Here is a 19349-nt window from a genome sequence, read left to right on the forward strand (position 1 = left end):
GGCTTTCTTAACCGACGCAGGGCTTAACTGAGGCTGAGGGGCGCCGCGTCTGTGCGGCGCCTGCCAGCCCGAGCCGACGCCCTGACCATGTTCGCCAAGCGCCAGTCCGCCCTCGCCGCCGCCGCAGGCGCGCCGCCGGAGCCCCGGTCGCGCGTCGCCATGGAGCCGGTCCTGAACGCCCTGAAGAAGCCGCCCGTCGCGGCGGGCGCGGCCGGGATCTTCGTCATCGGCGCCGCCGCCCTGTTCGTCGCCGTCCTGGGCGATCCGCGCGCGGGCGCGCCGACGGCCAGCGCCGTGCTGGAGCGGCCCGCCGCCGCCGACACGGCCCCGACCGGGGCGGAAGCCTTCGGCTTCAGCGGTCTGGACATCTATCAAGACCTTGGCCCCATCGACCCGGCCCTGATGGGCGAAGAGGGCGCAGGCATGGCGGGCGAGGCCCTCATCACCCTGCCGGACGGCGCCAGCGTGGCCTCGGGCCAGGGCTTCAGCGCCCCGGTGCGCGCGCCCTCAAATCCCCTGCCCAAGGCGCCGATCGCGGGCCTGTTCCAGCCCGGTCCCAACGGCCCCCTGCCGCGCATCGCCGCCGACGGCCGCGTCCCGGCACAGGCCTACGCCCGGCCCTTCCGCTCGAACGGCAAGCCGATGGTGGCCCTGGTGGTCGGCGGGCTGGGCCTGAACAGCGCCACGACGCGCGCGGCGATCGAGCGCCTGCCCGCCGAGGTGACCCTGTCCTTCGTGCCCTACGCCGAGGGGCTTCAGACCTGGATCGATATGGCCCGCGCCCACGGCCATGAGGTGATGATCGAACTGCCGATGGAGCCGACCGGCTATCCTGACAACGACCCCGGCCCCTACACTCTGCTGTCGTCCGGCGGCGCCGACGACGTAGCGGTCAAGCTGGATTGGCTGCTGGCGCGCGCCACCGGCTATTTCGGCGTGACCAACTATCTGGGCGACCGGTTCGCGACCTCGGACGAAGGCGTGACGGCCCTGATGACCAACCTGCGCCAGCGCGGCCTGGCCTTCCTCGACGACGGCTCCATGCGCCGCCGCCCCGGCGCCTTCGCCCGCGCCAGCGCTGACCGCGTCGTCGACGAGGAACAGACCCCCGCCGCTATCCTGCGCCAGTTCAACGCTCTTGAGGCCGCCGCCAAGACCAACGGCGCGGCGCTGGGGACCGGCTTCTCCTACCCCGTCACCGTCGAGGCCGCCGCCCGCTGGACGGCGGGTCTGGAGGCTCGCGGCCTCCAGTTGGCGCCCGCCTCGGCGATGACCCGACGGCCAGGACGGTAAGTCGGGAAGACGCCCGCCTGATGGCGGTCAGCGCCATCGGTGCTTCGAACCCGCCAGCCCTTCATCCGGCGCCGTCCTGCGGCCGTCAAAGAAGCCCGTGCTGCTTGCCTTTCTCTTCATGTTGGCGGCCTATGTGGACGGGTAGCGTGGTTATGTGAGATGGCCGCGACATGGAGACCCTTATGCGGAACATGGGAATTGTCGCGGCTGTCGTTCTGAGCCTGTTCGGGCCTGCGCATGCACAGGACGCGCCGAGCCCGGACGCCACCGTCTTGCCGGATCTGATGGTGCGAGGCCGACCGGTGCAGGAAGCGGCCCGCGATTTCGTCGGGCGGGTCGGCGCGCCTGCGCGCGGGCGGGGCCTGGCGCTGTGGCGTCGCGAGATTTGCCCTGGTGTCGTCAATCTTGAGCGTGAGGCCGCCCAGGCCGTCATCGATCGGATCACCCAGACCGCCGCAAGCTTGGACCTGCGGACTGGCGAGCCGGGCTGCCATCCCAATGTGGTCGTGATCTTCACGAATGACGGCCGCGGGCTGGCGAGAACGATGAACGCCGACAACCCCCGGCTTTTTCGTCAGAATGTGACGGGCATGCATCGCGACACGACGGCGTTCCAGGATTTTCTGGACGCAGAGCGTCCCGTCCGCTGGTGGTCGCTGAGTCTTCCCGTCGATAGCGAGACGGGGTTGGCGGCCGTAAGGCTGCCCGGTGATCGGACAGGCGGCGTCGTCGATACGGACCTTGCGGCCATGCTGGGGTGTCGCCCTGCTGACTGTGTGATCGGCGCGGCCCCCATCGTTCGACGAAAGGGACCAGGACGCTTGAGCACCCAGGTCGTCGATGAGCTGTTCAAAACCATGGTCATTGTCGACATGGATATGGTGGGCGAGGTCAACACGACTCAGTTGGGCGACTACATCGCTCTTGTGAGTCTGGCCCAGCTTGACCCGCGGGCGGAAACGCAAGGGTTCGACACGATCCTGAATCTCTTTTCGGGAGATGCGCAGCAGGGTCTTACCGAGTGGGATCGCGCCTATCTCGTCGCCCTTTACGGGCCACGCCCGGACTGGGCGTCGGTCCGGGCGCAGGCGGGAGCGGTGGCGGATGTCATGGCCCGTGATCTGCGTGCTCCGCGAGGCGGATCCTAGGGAACGGGTCTGTCGTCCCTCAGAGGCGCGAACGTGCTACTGTCGTCGGCATGACCATTGACGACGATCACGCCCCCGCCGCCGAACCTGCGGACTCCCTTCCCGGCGAGACGCCCGTTCAGCGGGCGCTGCGGCTCAAGAAGGCGGCGATCGACGCCCGGCCCAAGCCGCCGCGCGGCGGCCGCTTCCAGCGCGAACAGGCGGCTCGCATCAAGAGCGGGGCGTCGCGCCCCTGGATGAGCAAGTAGTCCGGCGGGGCCTTTGGCTTGATCAGCTCGGATAGACGTGATCGTCTGTCGATATGACGGTGTTCGCCCTGTTCCTGGCTCTGACTTCCGTGGCCGTGTTGGCGGCCATGTCCTGGCGCGCCGCGAGAGGCCTGCCGCGCGAGACGCGGCTGCCGATGCAGTGGGGCTTTGACGGGCGGCCCATATGGCGTGCGCCACGTGACGTCGCCCTGAGTTTCACGCCTGTTCTGGCGGCCTTGACTCTGCTTCCCACGGCGATGGCCAGCTTGTTGGGGCCGCTGGAGAGCGCGGACGCGCGGCGTTACTTCGGCGTCCTGATCGTCATGGGGCTGGTCTGGATCGGCGCTCACGCTCTGCACCTCAGGCTGGTGCGAGGCTGGCTCGCCCGGCAGGGCTAAAGCGTCAGCCGCATGGCGGCGCGGTCGGTCAGGCCGCGGGCGGCCTCTGCGGCCAGGGTCTCGCGCAGATAGGCGGGTGTTTCTGCAAACGTCAGCGCCGCATAGCCCAGGCGCGCATAGAAGGGCGCATTCCACGGAACGGAGCTGAAGGCGGTCAGCGTCAGGGCCTGTTTGGCGCAGGCTTCGGCTGAGTGGCGCGCGGTCGCCATCAGCGCCCGTCCGGCGCCGCGCCCTTGATGGTCAGCAGAGACTGACAACTCAAGGATATGCAGGTCCGCGTCCGCCTCGGCGGCGATCAGGAAGCCGACCGGCTGGTCCTCTGCGTCGACGGCGACCCAGGACAGGCCCTGCGCTACGGCGCGCGCATGAGCGTCAGGTCCGGCGGTGCGGTCGTCGGCGATCCAGGCCAGATCGGGCAGGGCGCGGAACAGTGACCCGGCCGACCGCTCCACCGCCTCCAGGCGATTGATGTCCGGTTCGCGCGTCGGCCGGACTGGAATCAATGGGCGTCGCAGCCCTTGGCGGGCATGGGCTTCAGGTCCAACAGGGCGAACAGCTTGGCGTCGTCGTCCTCTTCCGGGTTCGGTGTCGTCAGCAGCTTGCCGCCGACGAAGATGGAGTTGGCGCCGGCCAGGAAGCACAGGGCCTGCATCTCCGGCGTCATGCCCTCGCGTCCGGCCGACAGGCGGACCATCGACTGGGGGCAGACCAGACGGGCGACGGCGACGGTGCGGACGAACTCGATCGGGTCGATCTCGCCTTCCTTCAGCACCCGCTCGCCCAGCGGCGTGCCGCCGACGGGGACCAGGGCGTTGACCGGAAGGCTGTCGGGGTGGACGGGCAGGGTGGCGAGCGCATGCAACAGGCCCGCGCGGTCGCGCCTCTTCTCGCCCATGCCGACTATGCCGCCGCAGCAGGTGTTCATCCCTGCGTCGCGGACGTGCTGCAGCGTCTCCAGCCGATCCTGATAGGAGCGGGTCGTCACCACCTCGGCGTAGTACTCAGGCCCGGTGTCGAGGTTGTGGTTGTAGTAGTCGAGGCCCGCGTCCTTCAGCTGTTTCGCCTGATCGGCGTTCAGCATCCCCAGGGTGGCGCAGGTCTCCAGACCCAGCGCCTTCACGCCGGAGATCATGGCCGCCAGCTTGGGCGTGTCGCGGTCCTTCAGCTCGCGCCAGGCGGCGCCCATGCAGAAGCGGCTGGCGCCGCCCGCCTTGGCCGCCATGGCCTCGGCGATGACGGCGGTCGGCTCCATCAGCTTCTCGGCCTTGAGCCCGGTCTTGAAGCTGGCCGACTGAGAGCAGTAGCCGCAGTTCTCAGCGCAGCCGCCGGTCTTGACCGACAGCAGCTGGGATTTCTGCACCTCGTTCGGATTGAAGGTGCGCCGGTGCACCGTCGCCGCCTCGAACACCAGCTCCATGAAGGGGCGGGCGAACAGGGCCTCGACCTCCTCCAGCGTCCAGTCGTGACGGGGGATCGAGAGATCGCGGGCGGGTCGGATCGAAGCGTCGTCAGCCATGGGACGACGGCTTAGACGACTTGCTCCCGATCCGCCAAGCCTGTGTTGATCGCACGGCGTTGCGCCACTGTGTGATCTCGGCGACGCGGGCTGCGTCATACTGCTCTGAGAAGCCTTTGAACGCGCGTCGGATCAGGCGACCAGGCGCGGTCCCGTCGCGGCGGCGCCGGCGGCGACCGAGCGGTCCAGGCGGAAGCGGCCGACCTGCTGGTTCAGGCTGACGGCCTCATTGGCCAGCTGACGGGCGGCGGCGGTGGCTTCTTCGGTCATGGCGGCGTTCTGCTGGGTGATGTCGTCCATCTCGCCCATGGCGCGGCGGACGCGGGCCAGGCCGTCGGACTGTTCCTGGGCGGAGCCGGCGATGCCGCCCGCCAGGCCGTCGACGGCCGAGACCTTGGCGCCGATGCGCTCCAGAGCCGCGCCGGTGCGCTCGACCAGGTCGACGCCGCGCGCCACCTGGGCCGAGGAGGTGGAGATCAGGGTGCGGATCTCGCCCGAGGCCTCGGACGAACGCTGGGCCAGGGCACGCACTTCCTGGGCCACCACGGCGAAGCCGCGACCGGCGTCGCCCGCGCGGGCGGCCTCGACCCCGGCGTTGAGCGCCAGCAGGTTGGTCTGGAAGGCGATCTCGTCGATCAGGCTGGTGAAGCGGCCGATCTCGGTCGAGGATTCAGCGATGGCGTGGATGGCGGATACGGCGTCGCCCACCACCCGGGTCGTGTGTTCGACATCGGCGCGGGCGGCGGCCAGGGCCTCGGCGGTCTGGCGCGCGCCGTCGGCGGTCGAGGCGACCTGGCGGGCGATGGCGTCCGCTTCGGCGACCGTACGCTCCAGGTTGGCGGCCTGGCGCTCGGTGCGGCTGGCCAGGTCTTCGGAGGCGACGGCCAGCTGGCTGGAGCCGGCGCTCAGGCTCTCGACGCTGTCGGCCACGGCCCGCACGGCGGTGCGCAGGGCGCGGGTCGCGGCGTGGAAGTCGTTCTGCAGCGAGCGGTATTCCTCGGGGAAGACGTCCGGGATGGTCACGGACAGATCATTGTCGGCCAGGCTGTGCAGGGCGGCGCCCAGGGCGCGCACGACCTCGGCCTGGCGGGCTTCGGCGGCGGCGTGTTCGGCCTGCACGCGGTCGCGCTCCTCCTGCAGGGCGTCCAGGTAGATGGAGATGGCCAGATCCATGTCCAGCATGACCCGCTGGTTCAGCTCGGCCACGGCCTCGGCGGTGATGCGGTCGTGTTCGCGGCGATTGGCGAACAGCTTCCTGGGCCGCTCGATGATGGCGCGGGTCAGACGGGCCAGGATGACGCTGTAGCCGCCGATGTACCAGCGCGGCTCCAGGCCGATGCGGGCGTGGACGCGGCCGATGGCGCGCACCGAGGCGGCGTAGTCTTCGTCGGCGCGGCCGTCGATGATGGCGTCCCAGTGTCGCTGCTGGGCGTTGCTGGCCGCGGTGATATGGCCTTCGTCACGGAAGAAGCGGCGGGTCTCGGGCTCGGCGCGCACCTTGTCGTAGAAGGCGGCCAGGGCCAGGGGCGCGATGCGGCGCAGAAGGGGGGAGATGGCGCTGTAACCGGCGGACGGCCGACCCAGCCCCATGAAATTCATGCGACGGTCGATCTCGTGGGAAGCCATGACGCAAACTCGTTTCAACGGCAGGGCGGGGGAGAGCCCTAATACCCCTTGTCACCAAGAGGGTATTGGCCGGGTTAAGCCCGGATTGCGTAGATTCCCTTAACCGTCTCGAGACGTCCCCGATTCAGACGAGCCGCCGCTCATATAAAGATATCCTTATGTCTTGATTGCTCCCGTCGCCGCGCCGCGCTATAGCGACGGCGATCCCCCGACAGTGGCCGAAAGACATTTCTGCATGACCGACTACATCGTCCGCGACATCTCCCTGGCCGACTTCGGCAACAAGGAAATCGCCATCGCCGAAACCGAGATGCCGGGCCTGATGGCGCTGCGCGCGGAATACGGCGCGTCCCAGCCGCTGAAGGGCGCCCGCATCGCCGGCAGCCTGCACATGACCATCCAGACGGCCGTGCTGATCCAGACGCTGGAAGCCCTGGGCGCCGAAGTGCGCTGGGCCTCGTGCAACATCTTCTCGACCCAGGACCACGCCGCCGCCGCCATCGCCGCGTCGGGCACGCCGGTCTTCGCCTTCAAGGGCGAGACCCTGGTCGAGTACTGGGACTACGCCCACAAGATCTTCGAATGGGCTGACGGCGGCTATCCCAACCTGATCCTGGACGACGGCGGCGACGCCACCCTGCTGTGCGTGCTTGGTCCGAAGGCCGAGAAGGACGCCAGCGTCCTGGACAACCCGCAGAACGAGGAAGAGGAAGCCCTCTTCTCGGTCATGAAGCGCTATCTGAAGGAAAAGCCGGGTTTCTATTCGGCCATCCGCGACGCCATCGGCGGCGTGTCGGAAGAGACGACCACGGGCGTCCACCGCCTGTATCAGATGGCCGAGCGCGGCGAGCTGCCGTTCCCGGCGATCAACGTCAACGACAGCGTCACCAAGTCGAAGTTCGACAACCTGTACGGCTGCCGTGAATCTCTGGTCGACGCCATCCGTCGCGGCACCGACGTCATGCTGTCGGGCAAGGTGGCGGTGGTCTGCGGCTACGGCGACGTGGGCAAGGGCTCGGCGGCTTCGCTGCGCAACGGCGGCGCCCGCGTGATCGTCACCGAGATCGACCCGATCTGCGCCCTGCAGGCGGCGATGGAAGGCTATGAGGTCCAGACCCTGGAAGACGTCGCCGACAAGGCCGACATCTTCGTCACCACCACGGGCAACAAGGACGTCATCCGCGTCGAGCACATGCGCGCCATGCGCAACAACGCCATCGTCTGCAACATCGGCCACTTCGACTCTGAGATTCAGGTCGCGGGCCTGAAGAACTTCAAGTGGGACAAGATCAAGGATCAGGTCCACCACGTCGAGTTCCCGGACGGCAAGAAGATCATCCTGCTGTCGGAAGGCCGTCTGGTGAACCTGGGCAACGCCACGGGCCACCCATCCTTCGTGATGTCGGCCTCCTTCACCAACCAGACGCTGGCCCAGATCGAGCTGTGGACCAACGCCAAGGCCTATGAGAACCAGGTCTACACCCTGCCCAAGCACCTGGACGAGAAGGTCGCCTTCCTGCACCTGGCCAAGCTGGGCGCCAAGCTGACGACGCTCAGCAAGGACCAGGCCGACTACATCTCGGTGCCTGTGGAAGGCCCGTTCAAGCCGGAGCACTACCGCTATTAAGACCTGTCTCGGGTCTGAAAGTCAGAACTCCGCGCCGGCGACGGCGCGGGGTTTTTCTTTGTGCCTATGCCGCGTCGCGCGGATCGTAGGCGTCGGCTTCGCGGCCCATCAGGCCGGTTTCAAAGTCCATGAAGATGTCGATCAGCTCCTCTACCCCCACCGGCGGCGCCTTGGGATTGAAGCGGAAGCTCCAGAAGCTGACGATGTGCTGGACCGCTCCCAGCTGGTCGCCAAGGCGGGTGAACAGGGCCGGCGCTTCCAACAGGAAGTCGCGGAACGCCACGGGATTGCCCTCGCGCGTCAGCCCGGCATAGGCGTCGTCGTAGTAGCGTAGGGTGCGACCCACCTCGTCGCAGGTCTTCATGATCCGTCCGCGCAAAACCCCGCGCCCGCGCTGAATGTATTCCGCGGCGGCGCGGTCGCTGGGGCCGACCGGCTGGACCGTCACCACCTCGTCAGCCACGTTGACGATATCGCCCATCAGGCTGTTCAGCGCCCATTTGTAATAGAGGAAACCCTTCCAGCAGAAGACGCCCTCCTGATACTGCTCCGGTTCCAGCTTCAGAGTCAGGCGCAGGGCTTCCAATCGGTCGCCCGGCGCGTTGGACAGTATCTTCGCCGCCATGCGCGCGGACGAGGCGACCGCCGCCACCCCGTCGCCGACGCTGAGCGTGACCAGGGGCTCGATCTCCTTCTGAACGAACTCCAGCATCCGCTCCAGGTCCGCCTCGCTGAGGGCGAAGTAGCAGGGGGCGGCGTCCACGTTTCCGCGCCGCAATTGTTCGCGCAGCAGGAACGGATCCAGCGACGGCAGGCGATCCATCAACCGCAGGGTCTTCAGATCGGCATGGTCGGCGTCGACGCCGAAGGCTTCGTGCATGGCGCGCTCGAAGCCGATCTGGTTGACGAAGATGAACCGGCCGCCGGTCTTCAGGTCGGTGCTGTCGATCGGCACGATGATCTTGGTCGCCACCTGGCGACGACCAGGAAAGGCGTCGGTCTCGTTACGCCGCAGGCGATGCTTGACGATGAGGGAGCGATTGAGCGCAGGCGTGCAGAACATCGGACGCTCGGACCAGTCGTCTGTGTCGCCGTGCTCGTCATAGACCTTGAGCAAGTTCAGCACGCGCGCCGTCGAGGCGGTACGGCGCAGGTGTTCGAGATTGCGGATGGCGCGATCAGTCATGGCGGCCACCCTGCCAGCCAAAGGTGACCAACGGCTTAGTTTGGCGCAGGTCAAAAAAACGGGCCGCATCCCAAGGGAGGCGGCCCGGTCAGTCGGGGAGGAAACTGAAGAGGGATCAGAAGTCGATATTGACCGACAGCCATAGGCGCCGGGGCTCCTGATTGTTGGCGTAGAGGTTGGTGTAGCTGATCGCGCCTGTGCGGGTGTTGCTGACGTAGGGGCGGTAGGACACGAAGTCCTTGTCGAACAGATTGTAGATGGTGGCGTTGAAGGCCACTCGTTCGGTGGCGCGATACGAGCCGCCCAGGTGGAAGACGGAATAGCTGCGATAGTCGCCCCAGGTCGCCTTGGCGGTGCTGGTCGCCGTGTCGGGATCGCGGTAGCGATCGCTGCGGTATTCGCCGCGCGCCCACAGGCTCAGGCGGTCGGTTGCGCGCCAGCGCAGCACGCCGTTCACCATGTGCTCGGGCGTGTTGTAGAGCGGCTGTCCGGCTTCGGGACCGCTCTTCTGCTCGCTGTCGGTGTAGGTGTAGTTGCCGTTGAGCGCCCAGGCGTCGTTGATCGACCAATGGAAGGCGGCTTCCAGGCCTTGGGTGACGGCTTCATCGACATTGATCGCCTGGCCGAACAGGTCGAGGTCGGGCCAGTAGCCATAGTCGACGCAGCCGGGACGGTTGTTCTGGGTCTCGTCGCGCACGACCGGCGGGCCGTTGTCGATGATCGGGGCGAAGGTGCAGTTCAGCAGGCCGGGTCCGCTGGTGATCTTGTCCGAGAACTCATTGCGGAACACCACGGCGTTGGCGCGGAAGTTGTCGCGGTTGTCATAGAAGACGGCGAATTCAGTTGAGGTCGAGGTTTCCGGCTTCAGCGTCGGCGTGCCGATGGTCGGGCGGGTGCCCTGGGCCGTGAAGCCGGTGATGCCGGGCGCGATCTGATCTAGACGGGGCGTCTTGAAGCCCTGGCTGACGCCGCCCTTTAAAGTCCAGTTCTCGGTCGCGTTCCACACCAGATAGGCGCGCGGGCTGATGTGGTCGCCGAAGACGTTGTGGTCGTCGTAACGGACCCCGAGGGTCAGGGCCAGGGCGTCGGTGAAGCGCCACTCATCTTCCGCGAACAGCGCCCATTGCTCATGGGTGTAGGGTGCAGGCGCCACGCCATCGACCATCTCCGCGTCCCAGTATTGGCCGCCGACGGTGAAGGTGTGATTGCGCCACTGCGAGAACAGCTTGGTGTCGAAGATGGTGTTAATCGCTTCGAGGGTGCGGGCCTGCCCAGCCTTGCGGTCGGTGCCGGGCACGTCATCAGGCAGGATGCGGCCCAGGGTTTCGCGCGTGGAGTGCGACAAGGTGGATTGCAGCTCGCCGAAAGACAGGCGCCAGTTGTGCGCCAGGACATATTCGTCCTGGTTGAATTCCTGATCGGGGCCGTAACCGCGCACGCCCAGGGTGCCCAGCTGAGCGGTCGAGTTGTCGTACCACTGACGCTGCAGATCGACGTCGAAGTAGAAGTCATGATCGGCGTGGGGCGTGAAGTTCAGGCGGCCGCCGACGGACCAGAGTTCGTTTTCGACCGGGCTGGGACCGCGCTGGCTGATGATGACCGCGCCGCCGTCGTCTTTTTCATAGGTCAGGCTGGAGGCTTCGCGCTGCGAATAGCGGCCGCGTAGGGCCAGGCCCAGAAGATCCTTCACCAGGGGGCCTTGGGCATAGGCGTTGGCGCCGTAGATGTTTCCGAACTGATCGTCGCTCTGGAAGGTGCCGTCGGCGCTGAACGAGCCGCTCCATTCGGTCCCGACCTTGCGGGTGATGATGTTGACGACGCCGCCCATCGCATCCGAGCCGTAGAGGGTCGAGACGGGACCGCGCACCACTTCGATCCGGTCAATCGCCGACATCGGCGGGATGAAGCTGGTGGAGGTCTCGCCGAAGCCGTTGGGCGTGATGTTGCCTGCGGGATTCTGGCGACGGCCGTCTACCAGAACCAGGGTGTAGTCGCTGGGCATGCCGCGAATGGAAATGTTCAGGCCGCCGGTCTTGCCCGCCGCAGCGCCCACGTCGACGCCTTCGACCGTGGCCAGAACTTCCGCCAGGCTCTGATACCGGGTTTCCTTCAGCTCCTCTCGCGACAGCACGCTGATGGAAGCCGGGGCCTGTTCGATCTTTTGCTCGAAGCCCGAGGCCGTGACCACGACGTCGGCGACCTTGTGCGTCTGCTCCATCGTCGCCGCGGCTTCGTCAGCCAGGGCGGGCGCGCCGGCGCCGACGGTCATCAGGGCGGTGGCGGCCAGCAGGGACGAGCGGCGTGACGAGCGGAAGCAGGACATTCGGAGAAGGAGCCTTTAGAAATGAGAACGCCTCTCAACAGCGTTCGCATTCTCAGTGCAATGGGGGTGTGCGAATAGGTCGCAATTGCGCCCCCGTTTCGACACGTCTGGCGCGGGATGGCGGGCGGGCCTAAGAAGCGGGCATGGACCTCATCGACATTCTGATCCTGATCGCCGTGGCCGGCGTCGTCGTCACCCTGGGCTTCGGCCTCTACAACCTGAACAAGGGCGGGGAAGGCGCGAGCGTCCGCTCGAACAAGCTGATGCGGCTGCGCATCATCCTTCAGGCGGTGGCGGTGCTGCTGCTGATGGTCGGCATGTGGCTGAAGCGGACGCACGCGGGCTGAGGCGCGCGCCAATAGGAACAGGGGAGGGCGCGTCATGGTGACGCTGAACAAGATCTACACCCGCACCGGCGACGCCGGGCAGACGCGGCTGGCTTCGGGCGCTCCGGTGTCCAAGACTGATGCGCGGGTCGAGGCCTATGGGGCGGTGGATGAGCTGAACGCCGTCATCGGCGTGGCCCGTCTGAACAGCGGCCAGAACGACCGCATCGACGCCATGCTGGGCCGCATCCAGAACGAACTGTTCGACCTCGGCGCCGATCTGGCGACGCCGATGGAGCCGGCGCCCAAATGGGAGGCCCTGCGCATCATCGCCACGCAGGTCGAGCGGCTGGAATCCGAGATCGACTGGATGAACGACTGCCTCAAGCCGCTGGACAGCTTCATCCTGTCGGGCGGTTCGCCGTTGTCGGCGCATCTGCACCTGGCGCGCACCGTGTGCCGTCGGGCCGAGCGCGAGGCCGTGCGTCTGGTCGAATCGGGCGAGGTCGTGAACCCGGAGGCGGTGCGTTACCTCAACCGTCTGTCGGACCTGCTGTTCGTCGCCGCCCGTCGCGCCAACGCCAATGGCGCCGGCGACGTCCTGTGGCGTCCCGGCGCGACGCGCTGAGGCGTCGCGTTACTGAGCCTGCAGCGCTTTCACCCGCTCGCGTTCCGCCTCAGTGGCGGCGGCGCGGGCGCGTTTCTCGGCATTGACCTGATCCTCCAGGCTAAGCAGTTCCTGATTGGCCTTGTTCGACGCTTCGGCGCGCGTCGTCCCGGCCGGGCGGCCGGTGATGTCGGGGATGTAGATGGGTTGGGCGCAGATACGCGACTCCATATCGTACCAGTGGCCCTTGGCCGAACAGCGCTCGCCCGGATCAACCCAGACGCGCTGCAGGACGAACAGGCCGACCAGCATCAGGGCGAACACGCCGAAGAACAGGATGCTGAGACGACGAAAGGTCAGGAAGCGTTTCATGCAGGCTACATAGCCGAAAATTGACCGCTGAACACGAACGCAGTTCACGTAGCGTTACGTTGACAGGCCGGTTTCATCGGTCCAATCCCTCGACCGACATTTCGATGACCAAGTGGATAGGCTCATGAAGGTACTCGTCCCGGTGAAACGGGTGATCGACAGCAACGTCAAGGCCCGCGTGAAGGCGGACCAGACCGGCGTCGACCTGGCCAACGTCAAGATGAGCATGAACCCCTTCGACGAGATCGCCGTCGAAGAGGCCGTGCGTCTGAAGGAAGGCAAGGAACACCATGCCGCGGGCACGGCGACGGAAATCGTCGTCGTCTCCATCGGCGTGACCCAGGCGCAGGAAACCATCCGCACCGCCCTGGCCATGGGCGCGGATCGCGGCGTCCTGGTGCAGTCGGACACGGACCTGGAGCCGCTGGCCGTCGCCAAGGTGCTGAAGGCCGTGGTGGACGAAGAGAAGCCGGACCTGGTGCTGCTGGGCAAGCAGTCGATCGACGGCGACAACAACGCCGTGGGCCAGATGCTGGCGGCCCTGCTGGACTGGCCGCAGGCCACCTTCGCCGGCAAGCTGGTCATCGACGGCGGCAAGGCTGTCGTCACCCGTGAAGTCGACGGCGGCCTGCAGACGGTCGCGGCCGAACTGCCCGCCGTGGTGTCGGTCGACCTGCGCCTGAACACGCCGCGTTATGCGTCGCTGCCGAACATCATGAAGGCCAAGAAGAAGGAGATCGCCGTGAAGGCGGTCGCCGACTACGGCGTCGATACGGCGGACCGCCTCAAGGTGCTGAAGGTGACGGAGCCGCCGAAGCGTACGGCGGGCGTCAAGGTCGCCGATGCGGCCGAACTGGTTTCCAAGCTTAAAGACGCAGGGGTTCTGTAATGGCCGTTCTCGTCATCGCCGACCACGACGGCTCGGTCGTTCGCGACACCACCCACAAGACCGTGACGGCCGCCCTGGCCCTGTCGTCGGACGTGGACGTTCTGGTCCTGGGCAAGGGCGCTCAGGCCGTGGCTGACGCCGCCGCCAAGATCGCGGGCGTGCGCAAGGTGCTGCTGGCCGAGGGCGACGCCGTCGCCCACGGCCTGGCCGAGGCCGTCGAAGCCACCGTCCTGCCGCTGGCCGGGAACTACGACGCCATCCTGACCCCGGCCAACACCGACGGTAAGAACTTCGCCCCGCGCATCGCCGCCAAGCTGGACACGGCGCCGATCTCGGACATCGTCGAAGTCGTCTCGGCCGATACCTTCGTGCGCCCGATCTATGCGGGCAATGCGCTGGAGACGGTGCAATCGGCCGACGCCAAGAAGGTCATCACCGTGCGCCCGACGGCCTTCGCCGCCGCCGCCGAAGGCGGATCGGCCTCGGTCGAGAGCGTCGCCGCCGGCGAAGCGCCCAAGACCGCCTTCGTGTCGGAAGAAATGGTCAAGTCGGACCGCCCCGAACTGGGCGCCGCCAAGATCGTCGTCTCGGGCGGCCGCGCCCTGGGCTCGGCTGAAGAGTTCCACGCCGTCATGGACCCCCTGGCCGACAAGCTGGGCGCCGCCGTCGGCGCCTCGCGCGCGGCGGTCGACGCGGGCTACGCCCCCAACGACTATCAGGTCGGTCAGACCGGCAAGGTCGTGGCTCCGGCCCTCTATATCGCCATCGGCATTTCGGGCGCTATCCAGCACCTGGCCGGGATGAAGGACTCCAAGGTGATCGTCGCGATCAACAAGGACGCCGACGCCCCGATCTTCCAGGTCGCCGACTACGGCCTGGTCGCCGACTACAAGACCGCCGTGCCGGAACTGATGGCGGCCCTGGGCTGATCGGTTTCACACGCTGAACATGAAGCGCGCTGGGCGAGGGATCGTCCGGCGCGTTTTCTTTTGCGCCCTCTCTATCCGCTCATCCCGGCGGACGCCGGGATCCAGTGATTTGGCTTTAGATGCAGCGCTCGGCATAGGCGCAAATTCCACGGTGGAGCGCGTGGCTCTTACTGGATCCCGGCGTCCGCCGGGATGAGCGGGAGAGGGATGGAACGCCCCTTTTCTCTGCGTAGCTTGCGCCGTTTGACCGGGATGACGGATAGGGGGCCATGACCGCCCGCATTCCCGTCAAGCTGACCCCGCGCGCCTCTGCTGATCGCATCGACGGCTGGGACGTCGATCCGGACGGCCGCCCGGTGCTGAAGGTCCGCGTCCGCGCCCAGCCGGTGGAGGGCGAGGCCAACGCCGCCCTGACCGCCTTTCTGGCGAAGACTCTGGGCGTGCCCAAGCGCGACGTGACCCTGGCGCGCGGCGGGCAGTCGCGGCTGAAAATGATCGAGGTCGAGGGCCTGGACGACGCCGAGGCCCGCGCCCGCCTATCCCGCGCCTGACTTTGCCGCGAGCGGCGGCTTTTAAAGCTTTACGCTGACGGAAACTGGCGATTGTATACGCGCCGTTGTCTGCCCGCAGTTCGCGGGCGCGAGGGGGCTCGCCCATGTTGTTCAGTCGCCTGCGGGGTCCAAGCCTCGCCGTTCTCACCTGCGCGCTCGGCGCGCTCAGTCTGTCGGCCTGCGCCACGACCGGCGACGCCGCGCCCAAGACCGAGACGGCTTCCGCCGCGTCGTCCTCCAAGGATCGCACGATGGCGCCGGGTCTGGACGGCTGGGCCAATACGGACCCCTATCCCTCGACCTATCGCGGCCTGCCGCGCCAGAACATGGCCATCGTCGGCGCCACGGTGCTGACCGGCGCGGGCCAGAAGATCGAGGGCGGCGTCGTCGTCGTCACGGACGGCCGCATCGCCGCCGTCGGCGGCGCGGACACGCCGGTCCCGGCGGGCCACCAGGTGGTGGACGCGCGCGGCCGCTTCGTCACGCCGGGCATCATCGACATCCACAGCCACCTGGGCGTCTATCCTTCGCCGGGCGTCATGGGCATGAGCGACGGCAACGAAGCCACCAACCCCAACACCGCCCAGGTCTGGTCCGAGCACTCGATCTGGCCTCAGGATCCCGGCTTCAACACCGCCCGCGCAGGCGGGGTGACGACGATGCAGATCCTGCCCGGCTCGGCCAATCTGTTCGGCGGTCGCGGCGTGACCCTGCGCAATGTGCCGTCGGTCACCATGCAGGGGATGAAGTTCCCCAACGCCCCCTACGGCCTGAAGATGGCCTGCGGCGAGAACCCGTCGCGGGTCTATGGCTCGCGCAACCAATCGCCGGCCACTGGCATGGGCAATGTCGCGGGCTATCGCGCCGGCTTCATCGCCGCGCGCGACTACAAGGCCAAGTGGGACAAGTGGCGCGAAACGGGCGAGGGGACGCCCCCGACCCGCAATCTGCAGCTTGAGACCCTGGCGGGCGTTCTGGACGGGTCGATCCTGATCCAGAACCACTGCTATCGCGCCGACGAGATGGCGGTCATGCTCGATGTGGCCAAGGAGTTCGGCTACAAGATCACCACCTTCCACCACGCGGTCGAGGCCTACAAGATCGCGCCGCTGCTGGCGCGCGAAGGCGTCTGCGCCGCCATGTGGACCGGCTGGTGGGGCTTCAAGATGGAGGCCCTGGACGGCATCGAAGAGAACGCCGCCCTGACCGACGCGCCCGAGGGCTCGTGCGCCGTCATCCACTCGGACGACGCCGAACTGATCCAGCGCCTGAACCAGGAAGCCGCCGCCGCCCTGTCGGCCGGTCGCCGCGCCGGGATGAACATCTCCGAAGAGCACGCCATCGGCTGGATCACGCTGAACGCCGCCCGCTCCATCGGCATCGACAAGGAAACCGGCTCGCTGGAGAACGGCAAGCGCGCCGACGTGGTGATCTGGAGCGCGGATCCCTTCTCGATCTACGCCCGCGCCGATCAGGTCTTCATCGACGGCGGCCTGGCCTTCGATCGCCAGAACCCCGCCTTCCAGCCCGTGTCCGATTTCGAACTGGGCCAGCCCGGCTTCGGCCAGGCCGCCGCCGGCGTCGCCCAGGGAGCTCGCTGAACCATGCGTATCAAAACTCTCCTCGCGGGCGCTGTCGCGGCGCTCGCTCTCGCTGGGCCCGCTCTGGCCCAGGACGTCGCCATCACCGGCGGCCAGGTGCTGACCGGAACCTCGGTGATCGAGAACGGCACCGTCGTCATCCGTAACGGCAAGATCGTCTCGGTCGGAACCGGCGGCGCGCCGGCCGGCCTGCGCGTCATCGACGCGCGGGGCAAGATCGTCACGCCGGGCTTCGTCGCCGTGGATTCCGGCCTGGCTGGGACCGAGGTCGGCTCGGTGCGGGGCTCAAACGATCTGTCGAACAACGCCAACACCCTGACCGCGGCCTTCGACCTGTCCTACGGCCTGGACCCCTGGTCCTTCACCCTGCCGACGGCCCGTCTGGGCGGCGTCACCCGCGCGGTGGTCACGCCCCAGCACGCGGGCTCGGGCGGCGGTCATAGCCATGACGACAGCGACTTCGCCGGGGCCGGTCACGGCGGCTATCAGTCGCCGGGCCTGTTCGCGGGTCAGGCGGCGGTCATCAAGCTGGGCGGCGCCGACATCCTGGTGAAGCCGCGCGTGGCCATGGTCGCCCCGTTCGGCGAGGCCGGGAAGGGCGTGGCGGGCGGCGCGCGCGGCGCCGAGTTCGTCCTGTTCAAGGAGACCCTGGCCGAGACGCGCCTCTATGCGCGCAACAAGGCGGCCTATGACCGGGCGGCGCTGCGCGACCTGTCCCTGTCGCGCGCCGACCTGGAGGCCCTGATCCCGGTGGCCAATGGTTCGATGCCGCTGATCGTCACCGTCAACCGCGCCTCGGATATCCAGCAGGTGCTGCGTCTGGCGCGCGAGGAGGGGATCAAGATCATCCTCGACGGCGCCGCCGAAGGCTGGCTGGTGGCCAATGAGATCGCGGCGGCGAACGTGCCTGTCCTGCTGCACCCTCTGACCAACCTGCCGAGCAATTTCGAAAGCCGGGCGGCGCGGATGCAGAACGCGGCGGCGCTGAACGCGGCCGGCGTGGTCATCGCCATCAAGGGCAATGAGGGCTCGACCCATCGTGCTCGCGACATCCGCTACAACGCCGGCAACGCCGTGGCGCACGGTCTGCCGTTCGCGGCGGCCATCCAGGCGATCACCGTCAACCCGGCGCGCATCTTCGGCTTCGACGGCCAGTTCGGCGAGCTGAAGGCCGGAACGGCGGGCGACGTCGTGGTCTGGTCCGGCGACCCGTTGGAGCCGTTGAGCCAGCCCTCGGCCGTGCTGATCGACGGGGTGGATCAGCCGCTGCAGGCGCGCAACCTGCTGCTGCGCGACCGCTACCGCACCGGCGGAGAAGGGGCCATGCCGCCCGCCTACGGCGACTGAGGCTTCACGGCCTGAAGACGGAAGGGCGCTGCGGGAGACCGCGGCGCCCTTTTCCATTCCCCTTCCATTGCCCTTTCGTCATCCTCGGGCTTGACCCGAGGATCGAGTGTGGCGGCGCGACTCTGACAGTCGGGCGTCGAATGGGAGGATGGCCCGATCCTCCGATCAAGTCGGAGGATGACGGAGAATGTGGGCTGGGCCCGCGCCGCCTACTGCGCCGTCAGCCCGCCGTCGATCTTGAACTCGGCGCCGGTCACGAACTTGGACTCGTCCGAGGCCAGGTAAAGCACGCAATAGGCCACGTCGTCCGGCTCGCCGATGCGCTTCAGCGGGATGCCCCGCGCCAGCTTTTCGTGCGCGCTGACCTCGTCCCCGCCCGCCATGGCGACGAAGGGATCGAGGATCGGCGTCTTGATGAAGACCGGGTGCGCCGAGTTGGCGCGTACGTTCCAGCCCGCCTTGGCCGCCTCCAGCGCCACCGTCTTAGTGTAGAGCCAGACCGCCGCCTTGGTGGCGTTGTAGGCGCCCATGCCCGGCGCCGCCGCCAGTCCCGCGATCGAGGAGATGTTGACGATCGACCCTGCGCCCGAGGCCCTGAGCGGCGCCATGGCGTGCTTGCAGCCCAGCATGACGGATTCCAGGTTGATCGCCTGGACCTTGCGCCAGTTCTCCAGCGTGTCCTGCTCGGCCCACAGCAGTTGGCCGCCGATCCCAGCGTTGTTCACCAGGATGCTGAGCCCGCCCATATCCTGAACCGCCGCGCCGACGACGCGGACCCAGTCGTCCTCGCGCGTGACGTCGTGCTCATAGGCGAAGGCCATGCCGGGGTGGTCGGCGTTGATCGCCTCGGCCAGGGCGCGGACGCCGTTCAGGTCCAGATCGCTGAGCGCCACCTTGGCCCCTTCGCGGACCAGCATCCGGGCCATGGCCTGGCCCAGCCCCCCTGCGGCGCCGGTGATCAGCGCCGCCTTGCCCGCGACGCGGCCGCCGGTCACTCGACCAGGCCCTTGACCGCCGCGTCGATGAAGCGGGCCATCGCCACGTCGCGCTCGGTTACGCCATCGGCGTCATGAGTGGTCAGCAGCACCTCGACGCGGTTGTAGACGTTCGACCACTCGGGATGATGGTCGACCTTGTCGGCCAGGAGGGCGACGCGGGTCATGAAGCCGAAGGCGGCGTTGAAATCGGCGAAACGCAGGGTCCGCGCGATGGCCGGGCGCGGGTCGTCGGCGCGGCGCCAGTCGGGCAGGCCCGCCAGAACTTCGGTCACGTCGAGGGCGGCGGTCATGAGCGTCTCCTTGGATTTTGTTCAGGCGTATCGCGCGCTCCGTGACGCGACAAGCCGCAAGCCTGCGTCAGATG

20 protein-coding genes are annotated in these 19349 nt (G+C 67.6%); 12 read left to right on the forward strand and 8 right to left on the reverse strand.

Annotated elements, in window-relative coordinates; translation table 11 throughout:
• Positions 1 to 87 precede the first annotated feature (87 nt).
• The 4 genes from ABC419_RS03380 (at position 88) to ABC419_RS03395 (ending at position 3087) form a co-directional block, all read left to right on the forward strand.
• Positions 88 to 1293, forward strand: a complete 1206-nt coding sequence (locus ABC419_RS03380; RefSeq protein WP_412878793.1) for a divergent polysaccharide deacetylase family protein — start codon at positions 88 to 90, stop codon at positions 1291 to 1293.
• 182 nt (positions 1294 to 1475) lie between these two features.
• On the forward strand, positions 1476 to 2441 hold the full coding sequence (locus ABC419_RS03385; protein WP_412878051.1) for a hypothetical protein: 966 nt from the start codon (positions 1476 to 1478) through the stop codon (positions 2439 to 2441).
• 50 nt (positions 2442 to 2491) lie between these two features.
• Complete coding sequence (locus tag ABC419_RS03390; RefSeq protein ID WP_125900388.1) at positions 2492 to 2689, forward strand: hypothetical protein; 198 nt, start codon at positions 2492 to 2494, stop codon at positions 2687 to 2689.
• A gap of 53 nt (positions 2690 to 2742) precedes the next feature.
• Positions 2743 to 3087 (forward strand): hypothetical protein, encoded by a 345-nt coding sequence (locus ABC419_RS03395; RefSeq protein WP_200166343.1) that lies wholly within the window; start codon positions 2743 to 2745, stop codon positions 3085 to 3087.
• Here ABC419_RS03395 and ABC419_RS03400 read toward each other — a convergent pair.
• The 3 genes from ABC419_RS03400 to ABC419_RS03410 all read right to left on the reverse strand — a co-directional run bounded on the left by ABC419_RS03400 (position 3084) and on the right by ABC419_RS03410 (position 6229).
• Positions 3084 to 3590 carry a GNAT family N-acetyltransferase gene (locus tag ABC419_RS03400; RefSeq protein ID WP_412876359.1) on the reverse strand — a complete coding sequence of 169 codons (507 nt, stop codon included), beginning with the start codon at positions 3588 to 3590 and terminating at the stop codon, positions 3084 to 3086. The genes ABC419_RS03395 and ABC419_RS03400 overlap by 4 nt on opposite strands.
• Positions 3587 to 4603 carry a biotin synthase BioB gene (gene bioB / locus ABC419_RS03405; RefSeq protein WP_412876358.1) on the reverse strand — a complete coding sequence of 339 codons (1017 nt, stop codon included), beginning with the start codon at positions 4601 to 4603 and terminating at the stop codon, positions 3587 to 3589. Before bioB ends, ABC419_RS03400 begins: the two co-directional genes overlap by 4 nt.
• A 132-nt stretch (positions 4604 to 4735) precedes the next feature.
• On the reverse strand, positions 4736 to 6229 hold the full coding sequence (locus ABC419_RS03410) for a methyl-accepting chemotaxis protein (RefSeq protein WP_412876357.1): 1494 nt from the start codon (positions 6227 to 6229) through the stop codon (positions 4736 to 4738).
• 235 nt (positions 6230 to 6464) lie between these two features.
• Here ABC419_RS03410 and ahcY point away from each other — a divergent pair, with 235 nt between their 5' ends.
• A complete protein-coding gene (ahcY, locus tag ABC419_RS03415) occupies positions 6465 to 7856 on the forward strand; it encodes an adenosylhomocysteinase (protein WP_412876356.1) in 1392 nt (463 codons plus the stop codon).
• Positions 7857 to 7920: 64 nt separating this feature from the next.
• On the opposite strand, the gene ABC419_RS03420 is transcribed toward ahcY, so the two are convergent.
• Entirely contained in the window at positions 7921 to 9042 is a 1122-nt protein-coding gene (locus ABC419_RS03420; RefSeq protein WP_412876355.1) for a hypothetical protein, read from the reverse strand.
• A 115-nt stretch (positions 9043 to 9157) separates the two neighbouring features.
• Positions 9158 to 11365 carry a TonB-dependent receptor domain-containing protein gene (locus ABC419_RS03425; RefSeq protein WP_412876354.1) on the reverse strand — a complete coding sequence of 736 codons (2208 nt, stop codon included), beginning with the start codon at positions 11363 to 11365 and terminating at the stop codon, positions 9158 to 9160.
• Positions 11366 to 11508: 143 nt separating this feature from the next.
• Between ABC419_RS03425 and ABC419_RS03430 the strand changes: the two genes are divergently transcribed.
• Together ABC419_RS03430 and ABC419_RS03435 are read left to right on the forward strand one after the other, a co-directional pair.
• Positions 11509 to 11712: a twin transmembrane helix small protein gene (locus tag ABC419_RS03430; protein ID WP_076222851.1), complete on the forward strand. Its 204-nt coding sequence runs from the start codon at positions 11509 to 11511 to the stop codon at positions 11710 to 11712.
• A 34-nt stretch (positions 11713 to 11746) separates the two neighbouring features.
• Complete coding sequence (locus ABC419_RS03435; RefSeq protein ID WP_368923462.1) at positions 11747 to 12319, forward strand: cob(I)yrinic acid a,c-diamide adenosyltransferase; 573 nt, start codon at positions 11747 to 11749, stop codon at positions 12317 to 12319.
• A 9-nt stretch (positions 12320 to 12328) separates the two neighbouring features.
• Here ABC419_RS03435 and ABC419_RS03440 read toward each other — a convergent pair whose 3' ends face one another.
• A complete protein-coding gene (locus ABC419_RS03440; protein WP_125900396.1) occupies positions 12329 to 12670 on the reverse strand; it encodes a hypothetical protein in 342 nt (113 codons plus the stop codon).
• A 124-nt stretch (positions 12671 to 12794) separates the two neighbouring features.
• Here ABC419_RS03440 and ABC419_RS03445 point away from each other — a divergent pair, with 124 nt between their 5' ends.
• The 5 genes from ABC419_RS03445 to ABC419_RS03465 all read left to right on the forward strand — a co-directional run bounded on the left by ABC419_RS03445 (position 12795) and on the right by ABC419_RS03465 (position 17987).
• On the forward strand, positions 12795 to 13559 hold the full coding sequence (locus ABC419_RS03445; protein WP_412876353.1) for an electron transfer flavoprotein subunit beta/FixA family protein: 765 nt from the start codon (positions 12795 to 12797) through the stop codon (positions 13557 to 13559).
• Positions 13559 to 14488, forward strand: coding sequence for an electron transfer flavoprotein subunit alpha/FixB family protein (locus tag ABC419_RS03450; protein WP_200166362.1), 930 nt, complete (start codon positions 13559 to 13561; stop codon positions 14486 to 14488). Before ABC419_RS03445 ends, ABC419_RS03450 begins: the two co-directional genes overlap by 1 nt.
• 269 nt (positions 14489 to 14757) lie before the next feature.
• Positions 14758 to 15039, forward strand: coding sequence for a DUF167 domain-containing protein (locus ABC419_RS03455; protein ID WP_412876352.1), 282 nt, complete (start codon positions 14758 to 14760; stop codon positions 15037 to 15039).
• Between the two features lie 104 nt (positions 15040 to 15143).
• Positions 15144 to 16640: an amidohydrolase gene (locus ABC419_RS03460; protein WP_412876351.1), complete on the forward strand. Its 1497-nt coding sequence runs from the start codon at positions 15144 to 15146 to the stop codon at positions 16638 to 16640.
• 3 nt (positions 16641 to 16643) lie between these two features.
• Positions 16644 to 17987: an amidohydrolase family protein gene (locus ABC419_RS03465; protein ID WP_412878053.1), complete on the forward strand. Its 1344-nt coding sequence runs from the start codon at positions 16644 to 16646 to the stop codon at positions 17985 to 17987.
• Positions 17988 to 18196: 209 nt separating this feature from the next.
• Here ABC419_RS03465 and ABC419_RS03470 read toward each other — a convergent pair whose 3' ends face one another.
• Positions 18197 to 18982, reverse strand: coding sequence for an SDR family oxidoreductase (locus ABC419_RS03470; RefSeq protein ID WP_412876349.1), 786 nt, complete (start codon positions 18980 to 18982; stop codon positions 18197 to 18199).
• Positions 18979 to 19275: a 4a-hydroxytetrahydrobiopterin dehydratase gene (locus ABC419_RS03475; RefSeq protein WP_040346303.1), complete on the reverse strand. Its 297-nt coding sequence runs from the start codon at positions 19273 to 19275 to the stop codon at positions 18979 to 18981. Before ABC419_RS03475 ends, ABC419_RS03470 begins: the two co-directional genes overlap by 4 nt.
• Positions 19276 to 19349: the final 74 nt, after the last annotated feature.

The sequence above is a fragment of the Brevundimonas phoenicis genome, assembly GCF_047237745.1.
In the GTDB taxonomy this organism is placed as follows: domain Bacteria; phylum Pseudomonadota; class Alphaproteobacteria; order Caulobacterales; family Caulobacteraceae; genus Brevundimonas.

What these genes read in the sequence shown, in the direction of transcription:
- ABC419_RS03380 (WP_412878793.1), top strand. Translation starts at nt 88, where the DNA reads ATGTTCGCCAAGCGCCAGTCCGCCCTCGCCGCCGCCGCAGGCGCGCCG.
- ABC419_RS03385 (WP_412878051.1), top strand. Translation starts at nt 1,476, where the DNA reads ATGCGGAACATGGGAATTGTCGCGGCTGTCGTTCTGAGCCTGTTCGGG.
- ABC419_RS03390 (WP_125900388.1), top strand. Translation starts at nt 2,492, where the DNA reads ATGACCATTGACGACGATCACGCCCCCGCCGCCGAACCTGCGGACTCC.
- ABC419_RS03395 (WP_200166343.1), top strand. Translation starts at nt 2,743, where the DNA reads ATGACGGTGTTCGCCCTGTTCCTGGCTCTGACTTCCGTGGCCGTGTTG.
- bioB (WP_412876358.1), bottom strand. Translation starts at nt 4,603, where the DNA reads ATGGCTGACGACGCTTCGATCCGACCCGCCCGCGATCTCTCGATCCCC.
- ABC419_RS03410 (WP_412876357.1), bottom strand. Translation starts at nt 6,229, where the DNA reads ATGGCTTCCCACGAGATCGACCGTCGCATGAATTTCATGGGGCTGGGT.
- ahcY (WP_412876356.1), top strand. Translation starts at nt 6,465, where the DNA reads ATGACCGACTACATCGTCCGCGACATCTCCCTGGCCGACTTCGGCAAC.
- ABC419_RS03420 (WP_412876355.1), bottom strand. Translation starts at nt 9,042, where the DNA reads ATGACTGATCGCGCCATCCGCAATCTCGAACACCTGCGCCGTACCGCC.
- ABC419_RS03425 (WP_412876354.1), bottom strand. Translation starts at nt 11,365, where the DNA reads ATGTCCTGCTTCCGCTCGTCACGCCGCTCGTCCCTGCTGGCCGCCACC.
- ABC419_RS03430 (WP_076222851.1), top strand. Translation starts at nt 11,509, where the DNA reads ATGGACCTCATCGACATTCTGATCCTGATCGCCGTGGCCGGCGTCGTC.
- ABC419_RS03435 (WP_368923462.1), top strand. Translation starts at nt 11,747, where the DNA reads ATGGTGACGCTGAACAAGATCTACACCCGCACCGGCGACGCCGGGCAG.
- ABC419_RS03440 (WP_125900396.1), bottom strand. Translation starts at nt 12,670, where the DNA reads ATGAAACGCTTCCTGACCTTTCGTCGTCTCAGCATCCTGTTCTTCGGC.
- ABC419_RS03445 (WP_412876353.1), top strand. Translation starts at nt 12,795, where the DNA reads ATGAAGGTACTCGTCCCGGTGAAACGGGTGATCGACAGCAACGTCAAG.
- ABC419_RS03450 (WP_200166362.1), top strand. Translation starts at nt 13,559, where the DNA reads ATGGCCGTTCTCGTCATCGCCGACCACGACGGCTCGGTCGTTCGCGAC.
- ABC419_RS03455 (WP_412876352.1), top strand. Translation starts at nt 14,758, where the DNA reads ATGACCGCCCGCATTCCCGTCAAGCTGACCCCGCGCGCCTCTGCTGAT.
- ABC419_RS03460 (WP_412876351.1), top strand. Translation starts at nt 15,144, where the DNA reads ATGTTGTTCAGTCGCCTGCGGGGTCCAAGCCTCGCCGTTCTCACCTGC.
- ABC419_RS03465 (WP_412878053.1), top strand. Translation starts at nt 16,644, where the DNA reads ATGCGTATCAAAACTCTCCTCGCGGGCGCTGTCGCGGCGCTCGCTCTC.
- ABC419_RS03475 (WP_040346303.1), bottom strand. Translation starts at nt 19,275, where the DNA reads ATGACCGCCGCCCTCGACGTGACCGAAGTTCTGGCGGGCCTGCCCGAC.